The following is an 11631-nucleotide window of genomic DNA, read 5'->3' on the forward strand; positions in this document are numbered from 1 at the left end:
CCGGGCCGAGCTGACCGCGGCGGCGGACCGGGCGGAACGGGCCTCGCGCGCCGACCGCGAGGCGGCCGAGAACCGGTTGAGCGCGTTGCTGGAAGGCCTCGACCGGTCGGTGCTCGCGCCCGCGCTCGCGGCGGAGCTGTCCGACGCCGAGCAGCGGGTCGTGCTGGCCCGGCGGGTGCACAACGACGCCGTGCGCGACACGTTGGCGTTGCGGCAACGGCGGTCCGTGCGGTGGCTGCGGCTGGCCGGCACCGCGCCGACGCCGTCGTACTTCGAGATCGCCGAGCCCGGCGCCGAGGTCGAGGCGTCCGCGTTGACCCAGCGGGTGTCGGCGCGGGTCGTGCTGCTGGACGCCGCGAACCGTGTGCTGCTGTTCGAGGGCTTCGACCCGACCCGACCCGACGAGCTGTTCTGGTTCACCGTCGGCGGCGGCGTCGAGCCGGGGGAGGACCTGCGGGCGGCGGCGGTGCGGGAGGTGTTCGAGGAGACGGGCGTCGAGCTGTCCGCCGACGACCTGGTGGGGCCGCTGTGGCGGCGGCACGCCGTGTTCGCGTTCGACGGGTTGAGCTACGCGGCCGTCGAGTGGTTCTTCGTGGGCCGGGTCGACGGGGGCGAGGTGGACACCTCGCGGTTCAACGACATCGAGCGGCAGACCATCCGCCGGCACCGGTGGTGGTCGGCGGAGGAGCTGGCCACGACCGACGCCACCGTGTACCCGGTGCAGTTGGCCGAGGTGCTGCCGAGCGCGCTCGACGACTGGGACGGCGCCACCCGTTCGCTGAGGTGACCACCGCGCCCGACGCGAGCCCCGAGTCACGGCCGACCCGCGCGTCCGCGCCCGTCACAACCGCCGGTGTTCCGCGACCCGGCCAGGTCCACCCGGCCGACTGCGCGACTGCCCGGTGGTCCGCTACAGGATGAACGTCGCGATCATCTGCCCCAGCAGCCGCACGTCGGCGTGGCCCTTGAACTCCAGCCGCACGTGACCCAGGCCGCTGAACCACAGGTCCAGCTCGGCGTCCATGTCGAACGTGCCCGCGGTCTCGATCGAGAACGCCTGCACCCGGCTGTACGGCAGCGAGGTGAAGTCCTTCTTGCGGCCGGTCATGCCCTGGACGTTCACCGCGATCACCCGCTTGTCGGTGAACACCACGAAATCCCGCACCGTCTTGAAGCACGACACGATGCGCTCACCCTGGATCAGGATCGGCGACACCTGCGACGCGATGTCCTCCGGGCGGCACGGCGCGAGCTTGAAGACGGACTGCTTCTCGAAGTCGATCACGAATTCGACGGTACCCGCTACTCCGGCCAGCCCGCCTGGTTCGAGACCGATTCCCGGGAGATCCCCGACCCCGTCTCCGGGTGAACCCCGAACCGCTCCTCGTGCACGTCGGCGAAGAAGTAGCAGAAGTCCTCGCACCAGGCGTCCTCCACGGCCACCCGGGGATCGCGGGCCACGGCCTCGTAGAACTCCTGCCCCAGGCCCAGGATGAAGCCGCGGGCGTAGAGGAAGCCGTCGTCCGAGCCGTCCGTGACCGCTTGGACGTCGGCCCGGTCGATCTCGTACAGCTTGCGCTCGACCACCCGGTCCAGGGCGATCAGTTCCTCGGAGGACAGTCCCTCGCACACCCGTGCCAACGACCGGAGCACGTGGTCGAGGTGCTCCTCCAGCTCGGCGGCCTCCTCGGTGACCTCCGCGGACACGTCGCGCTTCGCCAACGCGCGCCGCACCTCGTTGGGACCGGGGCCGAGCCCGGTCCACGCGTCTTCCAGCATCGCCCAGAAACGGGCCTCTTCCGCAGCGGTCGGAGAAGTCATGCGGCGACGCTAGCAACGAGGTCCGACAATTCCGGGCCGCGCGCCGGGCCGGGCCGGCGCGCGGTGAGGTCAGCCCGCGCGCGGTGAGGTCAGCCGGCCCGCTTGAAGCTGTCGATCACACCGCCCCAGGACGACCCGTCCCAGGTGATGACGAGCGCCGACCCGTCCGGCTTCAGCTCCACCGTGCCGCGCTTGCGGTCCTCGTTCGGCGTGGCGCAGTTCAGGGTGAGGACCGGCTTGGCCGAGTCGGCGTCGGCGATGGCGCCGGGGCAGGCGAGGCCACCGGTCGTCTCCGCGGTCGCGCCGGTGATGGTGAGCGTGGCGATCGGACTGTCGTTGATCGGCTCCCACGTCCCGTCCAGGCCCTTCGCCTCCGGCTTCTCCGCCGCCTTCGAGGTCGCCCCCGACGTGGCCTCCGACGTCGCCTGCGAGGTCGCCGACCTGGTCGTCGTCGCCGGTGACGCGTTCTGCCCACCGCCGTCACCACCGCAGCCGGTCACCAGCCCGGCGGACAGCCCGAGAACCGCGACGCCCAGTGCCAAGCGCATGGAAGAGTCCCCCTCTTCTTCGTTGATCTTCGCGGAAGACCGCGGACCATCCCAGCACACCACCCCCCGATCGAGGCAAATCACCGGTACACCCGGGCATGCGGACCTCGACCGGTTCCCACACCGGTCACCCGCACGCCCGGGGCACCGTCACACCCGGCCGATCACCTCGTTGCCGTAGGACGCGAGCGTCTTGTCCTTGTCGTCGTGCATCAGGTACAGCGCGAAGTTGTCCACGCCGATCTCCCGCAGCTCCTGCAACCGGTCGACGTGCGCGGACGCCGGGCCGACCAGGCAGAACCGGTCCACGATGGAGTCCGGCACGAAGTCCGTCGACCGGTTGCCCGCCTTGCCGTGGTGCGAGTAGTCGTAGCCCGCGCGGTCCTTGATGTAGTCGGTCAGCGCCTTGGGCACCACGCCCGACTCGCCGTACCGCGCCACGAGGTCGGCCACGTGGTTGCCCACCATCCCGCCGAACCACCGCAGCTGGTCCCGCTGGTGCGGCAGGTCCGTGCCGACGTACGCGGGCGCGGCCACGCACATCGTGATGGCCGACGGGTCACGGCCCGCCGCCGCGGCCGCCTCCCGCACCGACCCGATCGTCCACCGCGCGATGTCCGGGTCCGCGGTCTGGAGGATGAACCCGTCCGCCTGCTCGCCGACCATCCTCAACGCCTTGGGCCCGTACGCGGCCATCCACACCTCCAGCTTGCCGTCCCGGACCCACGGGATGCGCACCGGTGTGCCGTGGTGCTCCACCTCGCGCCCCTCGGCCAGTTCCTTGATCACCGTCATGGCCTGGCCCAGGGTGGCGAGCGTCGCGGGCTTCTGCCCGATGACCCGCCGGGCCGAGTCGCCGCGCCCGATGCCGCACACCGTGCGGTTGCCGAACATGTCGTTCAACGTCGCGAACAGCGACGCGGTGACCGACCAGTCCCGGGTGCTGGGGTTGGTCACCATCGGACCCACGACCAGCTGTTCCGTTGCCGCGAGCACCTGCGAGTAGATGACGAACGGCTCCTGCCACAGCACGCACGAGTCGAACGTCCAGCCGTACCGGAACCCGTTGTCCTCGGCGGCCTTCATCCCGGACACCACGTCCCGCGCGGGCGGGTCGGTCTGGAGCACAACACCGAAGTCCACTGCGCCTCCTACACCAGGTACTGGTTCAGCTCGCGGGACAGGAACCGGCCGTGCCCGGTCGACCCGTGGAAACCGCCGGAGTCCACGACGACCCGGCCGCGCGAGAGCACCGTGTCGACCTTGCCGGTGATCTCCATGCCCTCGTACGCCGAGTAGTCGACGTTCATGTGGTGCGTGGCGGCCGAGATGACCTGCGTCGCCGAAGGGTCGTACACCACGACGTCCGCGTCGGCGCCGGGCGCGATGACGCCCTTGCGCGGGTGCAGGCCGAACATGCGCGCGGGCGTGGTCGAGCAGATCTCCACCCACCGCTCCAGGCCGATCTCGCCGGCGACCACGCCCTGGTGCAGCAGGTCCATCCGGTGCTCCACGCCCGGCATCCCGTTGGGGATCTTGGAGAAGTCGCCCCGGCCCAGCTCCTTCTGGTCCTTGAAGCAGAACGGGCAGTGGTCCGTCGACACCACCGACAGGTCGTTGGTGCGCAGGCCGCGCCACAGCTCCGACTGGTGCTCCTTGGGCCGCAGCGGGGGAGAGGCGACGTACTTCGAGCCCTCGAAGTCCGGCTTGGCCAGGTCCTCCAGCGACAGGTACAGGTACTGCGGGCACGTCTCGGCGAACACGTTCTGCCCGGTGTCGCGGGCCTTCGTCACCGCGTCCAACGCCTGCGCGGCGGACAGGTGCACGATGTACAGCGGCGACCCGGTGACCTTGGCCAGCGTGATGGCGCGTGACGTCGCCTCGCCCTCCAGCTCGGCGGGCCTGGTCAGGCCGTGCTCGACCGGGTCCGTGCGGCCCTGGGCCAGCGCCTGCGCCACCAGCTGGTCGATCGCGATGCCGTTCTCCGCGTGCATCATGATCGTCGCGCCGGTCTCCCGCGCCTTCTGCATCGCGCGCAGGATCTCGCCGTCGGTGGCGTAGAAGACGCCGGGGTAGGCCATGAACATCTTGAACGTGTTCACGCCCGCGCCGATGCACGACTCCATCTCCTTCAACGACGTGTCGTTGACGTCGGAGACGATCATGTGGAAGCCGTAGTCGACGGCGCAGTTGCCGTCCGCCTTGCCGTGCCACTTGTCCAGTGTGGACAGCAGCGACGTGCCCTTGGCCTGCACGGCGAAGTCGATGATCGTGGTCGTGCCGCCCCACGCCGCCGCGATGGTGCCGGTCTCGAAGCTGTCGGCGGAGAACGTGCCGCCGAACGGCATCTCCATGTGGGTGTGCGCGTCGATGCCGCCGGGGATGACGTACTTGCCCGTCGCGTCGATCGTGTCGTCCGCCGCCACCGGGAAGCCCGGCGCCAGCAGCGCGGCGATCTTCTCGCCGTCCACCAGCACGTCGGCGGTGACGGCGCCGGTCGCGTTGACGACCGTGCCGCCCTTGATCAGCGTGCTCACGGCCGCACCAACCCCTCGTACGTGTCGGGACGCCGGTCGCGGTAGAACTGCCACAGGTTGCGCACCTCGGCCAGCAGGTCCATGTCGAGGTCGCGGACCACGACCTCCTCCTCCGTGTCGGAGGCCGCCTCGCCGACGAGCTGGCCGCGCGGGTCGGCGAAGTACGACTGGCCGTAGAACTCGTTGTCGCCCAACGGCTCCACGCCGACGCGGTTGATCGTGCCGACGTAGTACTCGTTCGCCACGGCCGCCGACGTCTGCTCCAGCCGCCACAGGTACTCCGACAGGCCGCGGCTGGTCGCCGACGGGTTGAACACGATCTGCGCGCCGTTCAGCCCGAGCGCCCGCCAGCCCTCCGGGAAGTGCCGCTCGTAGCAGATGTAGACGCCCACCTTGCCCACGGCGGTGTCGAACACCGGGTAGCCGAGGTTGCCGGGCTTGAAGTAGAACTTCTCCCAGAACCCCTTCACCTGCGGGATGTGGTTCTTGCGGTGCTTGCCGAGGTACGTGCCGTCCGCGTCGATCACCGCCGCGGTGTTGTAGTACACCCCCGGCTGCTCCTCCTCGTACATCGGCACGACGAGCACGACACCCAGCTGCTCGGCCAGCTCGCACATCAGCTCGGTGGTCGGGCCGTCGGGGATGCCCTCGGTGTAGGAGTAGTAGTCCGCGTCCTGCACCTGGCAGAAGTACGGCCCGTAGAACAACTCCTGCAGGCACACGACCTGCGCGCCCTGCGACGCCGCCGACCGGACCGCCTCGACCGCGTTCGCGATCATCGACTCCTTGTCGCCGGTCCACTTCTGCTGCACCAGACCTGCTCGGACGATGTTGCTCACGCCTTCTCCCTCCGTGGCGCCAGCGCCAGGTAGACGAGCATGCCGCCGACCAGGCCGACGACCCAGTTGTAGTCGTAGAGCGGTTTGAGGAACGGGATCAGGCCGTCGGCCGGGAACGGCCCGTTGTACGCGCCGCCCACCGCGAGCACCGAGCCCACGAGCGTCGCCGCGACCGCCCGCCAGTTCCAACCGGCCTTGAACCAGTACGCGCCCCGGCCGGCCAGGTACAGGTCGGGCAGCGCGAGCCGGGTCTTGGCCAGCATCCAGTAGCCGGCGATGAACACACCCGCGACGGACGCCAGCAGGCCGCCGTAGAAGCCCAGCCACGCGAAGATGTAGATGCCGGGGTCGGAGATCAGCCGCCACGGCTGGATCACGATGCCGATCACGCCGGTGATCAGGCCGCCCACCGCGAACGTGATCTTCTTCGGGAACGCGTTCGAGAAGTCGTACGACGGGCTCACCACGTTCGCCGCGAGGTTCGCGGACACCGTCGCCAGCACCAGCGCCACCAGCGCCACGAGCACCACGGCGGTGCTGTCGAACCGGCTGGCCAGCTCCGCCGGGTCCCAGATCGCCTCGCCGTACAGCGCCATCGCGCCGGACGTCGTCAGGATGGCCACGATGGCGATGAACGACATGGTGGTCGGCAGGCCGAGGAGCTGCCCGATCGCCTGCTTGCGCTGGCTGCCGCCGAACCGGGTGAAGTCCGGCATGTTCAGCGACAGCGTCGACCAGAACGCGATCATGCCCATCAGCGACGGGAAGAACACCTTCCAGAAGTCGGCGCCCCAGCCGAGCTTCGACGGCTCGGACAGGATCGGGCCGAACCCGCCCGCCTTCACCGCCACGTACCCCAGCAGGACCAGGAAGCCGACGCTGACCAGCGGCGCGGTCCAGTTCTCGAACCGGCGGATCGCCTCCATCCCGCGCCAGATGATCAGCATCTGCACCACCCAGAACGCCAGGAAGCACAGCCAGAGCGTCCAGACCTGCCCCAGCACGACCGGCGCGTCGACCCACCCGTCGCCCGCCAGCCGACCCACGATCACGTGCAGCGCCTTGCCGCCCACCCACGTCTGGATGCCGAACCACGCGCACGCGATGAACGCCCTCAGCAACGCCACCAGGTTCGCGCCCCGGATGCCGTAGAACGCCCGCGCGAACACCGGGAACGGGATGCCGTACTTCGTGCCCGCGTGGCTGTTGAGCAGCATCGGGACGAGCACGATCAGGTTGCCGAGCGTGATGGTCAGGAACGCCTGCACCCAGTCCATCCCCAGCGCCACCAGGGACGCGGCGAGCGTGTAGCTGGGGATGTTGTGCGCCATGCCCATCCACAGCGCGAAGAAGTTGTACGTGGACCAGGTGCGCTCCTCCAACGGCACCGGCGCGAGGTCCCGGTTGTAGTGCGGGCTGTCCGCGATCGCGGTGTGGTCCCGCAGTTCGACGCGGCCGTCGGGGTCGGCTGTGACCTGGGTTGCGGAGTCAAGGGCCATCGGTCACTTCCCTGTTACGCTCGTGAAACACCCTAGCTGCGGGCGCTTCGGCGCGATTTCCATCCCGGCATCCTCCGGTCGGCCCGCGCGCGTTGGGCAGTGGCAAAGTGTCCACGCTTGCCATGATCAGGGAACACTCTGTCGATTGCCGGCCGAGGGATGCGCAGGCCTGCCACAGTGCGGCGACGTGCGACCGCCGCCGGCGCGCTCACGCGAGGTTCTCACGAAGAGTGGTCGACCTTCCTGACCGTGCGTAGCGGTGACGGGCCGGAGAAGCGCGGTGGAACGCGACGCTTCCGGGTGATGTCCGGCGAACTGTCGACTGGTCGGGAACGGTGTCCTACCGTCGGTCGGATGAAGCTCGAACTGCGGCACCTGCGGGTCGTCTGCGCGATCGCGGACGCGGGCAGCCTGTCGAAGGCGTCCTCCCTCTTAGGCCTGGCGCAACCCGCCCTCACGGCCCAGCTGCACCGGATCGAAGCGCTGCTCGGCGGCAAGCTGTTCGAGCGCGACCACAAGGGCGCCCGCGCCACCGCGCTGGGCGAACTCGTGCTGGAACGGGCCCGCGTGCTGCTGCCCGCGTTCTCCCGCCTGCAGGAGGACGCCCTGCGCCTGGCGGACGACAACGTGCCCGGCGACCGGTACCGCGTCGGCGCCGTCAACGGGCCGATGCTCGGCGGGCTCGTGCACCGGCTGACCGAGGCGCACCCCGGCGCGCACGTCTCCACCCAGGTGTCCTGGTCCGGCACCGAGCTGTCCGCCATGGTCGCCGCGGGCCGGCTCGACTACGTGCTCGTCGGCGTGTGCGGCGACGCGCCGCCGCCGTCCGAGCACGGGCTGACCTGGAACGTGATCGCGGTCGACCCGGTGTTCGTGCTGCTGCCCGAAGACCACCCGTTCACGCTGCTCGACGAGGTGGAGCTGGGTGCGCTGCACGACGCGCAGTGGGCGGTGACGCCCGGCGACGGCTGCTTCGGCGACTGCTTCGTGGCCGCGTGCAGCCGAGCCGGCTTCACCCCGCGCACCATGTACGAGGTCGACATCAACAGCTGCATCGACCTGGCCGCGTCCGGCGACGCGGTGGCGCTGTGCCAGCCCACGTTCCGCCGCACGCCGGGCCTGGTCGCGATGCCGCTGGCGGGCGCGCCGCTGCGGTGGCGGCACCTGATCGGCTGGAACCCGGAGGGACCGGCCGCCGCGTTCGGCCCGCAGGTGCTGCGGTACGCCGCCGAGGCCTACCGGGAGACCGCCGAGCGCAACCCGCGCTACGCGGCCTGGCTGCCGGCGCACCCCGAGTACGGCACCGTGCCGCACCACGCCGCGGTCTGACCACCGGGGCTCACGCGTCGGCCGGACCGCGCGGTTTGCCGGCGACGTTCGGCCGCCGCACGCCCTCGACCTCCACGCACAGCCCGAACACCCGGTCCCGGCCGGTCCAGCCGTTGACCCCGCCGCGGTTGTCGCCGATCCGCACCCGGTTGCCCCGCAGCGCGGTGGCCATCACTGGTTCTTATGACCCAACCGGTATTACCGCGACCGGGCCGGCGGACCTACTTTCACGGGGCATCCCTGCCTCCTTCGAGGAGAACCCCATGTCAGCACCGTGGAAACCGGCTCTGTGGAGACCGTTGGCGCTCGCCGCGGCCCTCGTCGCGGCCGGGACCCTGTCCCCGACCGCCCAGGCCGCGCCGGCCGACCAGGGCGCGGAGGTCCTGGCCGCCATCCAACGAGACCTCGGGCTGGACGCCGACCAGGCGCGCGCCCGCTTGGCGTCCGACGAACGCGCCGCCGCCACCGCGCACGGCTTGCGCAAGCGGCTCGACACCCGGTTCGGCGGCGCCTGGATCGACTCCTCCGGCACGCTCACCGTCGGCGTCACCCGTCCGTCCGATGTGGACCGCGGGGTGCGGGTGAAGCTCGTCCAGCGCAGCGAGGCCGACCTCGACGCGGTGAAGTCCGCCTTGGACGCCAACGCGACCAAGGCGCCCCGGTCCGTCCCCGGCTGGTACGTCGACCTGCCCACCAACACCGTGGTGGTCAAGCACAGCCCGGCGAGCCCGCCGCCGCACGCGCGTTCGTCGCGTCGTCCGGCGTCGCCGCCGCGGCCGTGCGGTACGTCGCCACCACCGAGTCGCCCCGACCGCTGATCGACGTGATCGGCGGCAACGCGTACACCATCGGCAGCGGCACGCGCTGCTCGGTCGGCTTCTCCGTGACCGGCGGGTTCGTCACCGCCGGGCACTGCGGCGCGACCGGCGCGTCCACCTCGAACCCGAGCGGCACGTTCCGCGGCTCCAGCTTCCCCGGCAACGACTACGCGTGGGTGCAGGTCGCGGCGGGCAACACCCCGCGCGGGCTGGTCAACAACTACTCCGGCGGCACGGTGGCCGTCTCGGGCTCGCAGGACGCGCCCGTCGGTGCGGCGGTGTGCCGCTCCGGCTCCACCACCGGCTGGCACTGCGGCACGATCCAGGCCCGCAACTCGTCGGTCAGCTACCCGCAGGGCACCGTCAGCGGCCTCATCCAGACCACGGTGTGCGCGGAGCCCGGCGACTCGGGCGGCTCCCTGCTCGCCGGCACGCAGGCCCAGGGCGTGACGTCCGGCGGGTCGGGCAACTGCCGCACCGGCGGCACCACGTACTTCCAGCCGGTCAACGAGATCCTGCAGACCTACGGCCTCACCCTGGTCACGTCCGGCGGCGGCGACCCGAACCCGCCGACCGGCTGCCAGGGCTCCGAGACCACGCACACCGGTTCGCTGGCCGCGGGCGGGCAGGCGTACCAGCCGAACAACAGCTACTACCAGTCCACGGTGTCCGGCGCGCACGTCGGCTGCCTGGTCGGGCCGAGCGGCGCCGACTTCGACCTCTACCTCCAGAAGTGGAACGGCAGCGCCTGGGCCGTCGTGGCCAAGGGCGACAGCCCCGGCGCGAACGAGACCGTCAACTACAACGGCACGCCCGGCTACTACCGCTACCGCGTCCACGCCTACAGCGGGTCCGGCGGCTACACGCTGGGCGTCACGAACCCCTAGCCACCGGGGGATCGGAACCGTCGCGGGTCCGTGTCGCGTCTCCCACGACACGGCCTCGCGACGGGTCACCGGTTCGATCACTCGGTGGTGCGGCGGTCGTACTCGATCGAGTGGGGCGGCCGCACGGAGAGTCAGTCACCTGATCGAGCGGCTCAGGGAAGGTGTGGTTCGGGCCGATGCCATAGGGGTCACTTGCAGGTCCCCAACCAGGTTAGGAAAACCGTGTCCGGAAACCGCACGCGCGGACTTCTGCGTGCCGCCGCCCTGCTCGCCGTCGGCGCCTCGCCGCTGCTCGCGTCCGCCGCGAACGCCGTGGAAGCGCCCACCGACATCGTGGACGGCACGATCGGCCACGCGCCCGAGGTGGGTGTCGAGTCCGCCAAGCCCGTCACCGAAATCGTCGAGGGCCAGGCCGTGAAGCTGCCCGCCCCGATGCCGGTCGCCGCACCCGTGGTCGAGGCGCCGGAGGTCGCCGCGCCCGCCGCGCTGAAGGCGCCGGCCAAGCCGGGGCTGCCCATGCTGGGCGACGTCCTCGCGGCCAAGGCCCGCAGCCTGACGCCCGCCCCGCAGGTGCCGGGCGTGCCGTCCCTGCCGGGCGCCCCCGCCCTGCCCGGTGCTCCCACCCTGCCGGGCGCTCCGACCCTGCCGGGTCTGGGCCAGCTGCCGGCGCTGGGCTGATCGACTAGGTCGCCGGAGTGGGCGGGCGGGGCAGCTGAGGGTCCCGCTCGCCCATCTCCTGCACGAGCAGCGCCACGTACAGCGAGAGCACCGACTCCGGGTCCTCCAAGGACACCCCGAGCACCTGCTCGATCCGGCTCAACTGCTGGTAGTACGCGGTTCGCGAGAGGTGCGCGGCCGCCGCCGCGGCGGACTTGTTGCCGCCGTGCTCGCAGAAGCACCGCAGCAGCTCCACCAGCCGGCTGCCCTGGTTGCCGTCCCGCGCCAGCAGCGGCCCCAGCTCCCGGTCCGCGAACGCCAGCACCCGCTCGTCGTCGCGCAGCAGGTGCAGCAGCCCGCGCAGCCGCACGTCGTCCAGCCGGTGGTACAGCCCCGTTCCGGGCGACCGCAGCGCCGCGCCGGCCACGTGCGCCGCCTCGCCCAACGACCGCCGCACGTCCGGCAGCGCCGTCACCGTCGTCCCCACCGCCACCACCACGGGCAGCGCGTGCTGCGTCGCCGCCGCCCGCCGGTGCACCTCCCGCGCGAGCCGGCGCAGCACGCCGTCCAGCGCGGCCTGCGGCGGCAGCGACAGCAACGCCCGCACGCTCGTGTCGTCCACGACGCCGACCAGCGCGGGCACGGTGACGCGACGGGCCGCCAACGCCGTCGCCTCGGCGAGGTCGCGCAACACCT

Annotated in this window: 14 protein-coding genes; 5 read left to right on the plus strand and 9 right to left on the minus strand. The window is 71.3% G+C overall.

Annotated elements, in window-relative coordinates:
- Window positions 1–787 (plus strand): NUDIX hydrolase (locus tag ACFQ3T_RS28975; protein ID WP_380727956.1); only part of this gene is annotated, 787 nt, incomplete at its 5' end.
- A gap of 123 nt (window positions 788–910) precedes the next feature.
- On the opposite strand, the gene ACFQ3T_RS28980 is transcribed toward ACFQ3T_RS28975, so the two are convergent.
- The 7 genes from ACFQ3T_RS28980 to ACFQ3T_RS29010 form a co-directional block, all read right to left on the minus strand.
- Window positions 911–1285, minus strand: a complete 375-nt coding sequence (locus ACFQ3T_RS28980) for a PH domain-containing protein (protein ID WP_380727958.1) — start codon at window positions 1283–1285, stop codon at window positions 911–913.
- A 17-nt stretch (window positions 1286–1302) separates the two neighbouring features.
- Window positions 1303–1821, minus strand: coding sequence for a DUF4240 domain-containing protein (locus tag ACFQ3T_RS28985; protein ID WP_380727960.1), 519 nt, complete (start codon window positions 1819–1821; stop codon window positions 1303–1305).
- A gap of 89 nt (window positions 1822–1910) precedes the next feature.
- Entirely contained in the window at window positions 1911–2369 is a 459-nt protein-coding gene (locus tag ACFQ3T_RS28990) for a hypothetical protein (RefSeq protein WP_380727962.1), read from the minus strand.
- A 150-nt stretch (window positions 2370–2519) separates the two neighbouring features.
- Entirely contained in the window at window positions 2520–3512 is a 993-nt protein-coding gene (locus ACFQ3T_RS28995) for a TIGR03842 family LLM class F420-dependent oxidoreductase (protein ID WP_380727964.1), read from the minus strand.
- An 8-nt stretch (window positions 3513–3520) separates the two neighbouring features.
- Window positions 3521–4906, minus strand: a complete 1386-nt coding sequence (gene hydA / locus ACFQ3T_RS29000) for a dihydropyrimidinase (protein WP_380727966.1) — start codon at window positions 4904–4906, stop codon at window positions 3521–3523.
- Window positions 4903–5745 (minus strand): nitrilase-related carbon-nitrogen hydrolase, encoded by an 843-nt coding sequence (locus tag ACFQ3T_RS29005; protein ID WP_380727968.1) that lies wholly within the window; start codon window positions 5743–5745, stop codon window positions 4903–4905. The genes hydA and ACFQ3T_RS29005 overlap by 4 nt, the downstream gene beginning before the upstream one ends.
- A complete protein-coding gene (locus ACFQ3T_RS29010) occupies window positions 5742–7244 on the minus strand; it encodes an NCS1 family nucleobase:cation symporter-1 (RefSeq protein WP_380727970.1) in 1503 nt (500 codons plus the stop codon). Before ACFQ3T_RS29010 ends, ACFQ3T_RS29005 begins: the two co-directional genes overlap by 4 nt.
- Window positions 7245–7598: 354 nt before the next feature.
- Between ACFQ3T_RS29010 and ACFQ3T_RS29015 the strand changes: the two genes are divergently transcribed.
- On the plus strand, window positions 7599–8573 hold the full coding sequence (locus ACFQ3T_RS29015; protein ID WP_380727972.1) for a LysR family transcriptional regulator: 975 nt from the start codon (window positions 7599–7601) through the stop codon (window positions 8571–8573).
- A gap of 10 nt (window positions 8574–8583) precedes the next feature.
- On the opposite strand, the gene ACFQ3T_RS29020 is transcribed toward ACFQ3T_RS29015, so the two are convergent.
- Window positions 8584–8745 carry a hypothetical protein gene (locus tag ACFQ3T_RS29020; RefSeq protein WP_380727974.1) on the minus strand — a complete coding sequence of 54 codons (162 nt, stop codon included), beginning with the start codon at window positions 8743–8745 and terminating at the stop codon, window positions 8584–8586.
- Window positions 8746–8836: 91 nt separating this feature from the next.
- On the opposite strand from ACFQ3T_RS29020, the gene ACFQ3T_RS29025 reads away from it, so the two are divergent.
- The 3 genes from ACFQ3T_RS29025 to ACFQ3T_RS29035 all read left to right on the plus strand — a co-directional run bounded on the left by ACFQ3T_RS29025 (window position 8837) and on the right by ACFQ3T_RS29035 (window position 10956).
- Window positions 8837–9391 (plus strand): S1 family peptidase, encoded by a 555-nt coding sequence (locus ACFQ3T_RS29025; protein WP_380727976.1) that lies wholly within the window; start codon window positions 8837–8839, stop codon window positions 9389–9391.
- Complete coding sequence (locus tag ACFQ3T_RS29030) at window positions 9352–10278, plus strand: S1 family peptidase (RefSeq protein WP_380727978.1); 927 nt, start codon at window positions 9352–9354, stop codon at window positions 10276–10278. The genes ACFQ3T_RS29025 and ACFQ3T_RS29030 overlap by 40 nt, the downstream gene beginning before the upstream one ends.
- A 222-nt stretch (window positions 10279–10500) precedes the next feature.
- A complete protein-coding gene (locus tag ACFQ3T_RS29035) occupies window positions 10501–10956 on the plus strand; it encodes a hypothetical protein (RefSeq protein WP_380727980.1) in 456 nt (151 codons plus the stop codon).
- A gap of 4 nt (window positions 10957–10960) precedes the next feature.
- On the opposite strand, the gene ACFQ3T_RS29040 is transcribed toward ACFQ3T_RS29035, so the two are convergent.
- Window positions 10961–11631: PucR family transcriptional regulator (locus ACFQ3T_RS29040; RefSeq protein WP_380727982.1), on the minus strand; the 671-nt coding region annotated here is incomplete at its 5' end.

The organism is Saccharothrix hoggarensis (genome assembly GCF_042678885.1).
In the GTDB taxonomy this organism is placed as follows: Bacteria; Actinomycetota; Actinomycetes; order Mycobacteriales; family Pseudonocardiaceae; genus Actinosynnema; species Actinosynnema hoggarensis.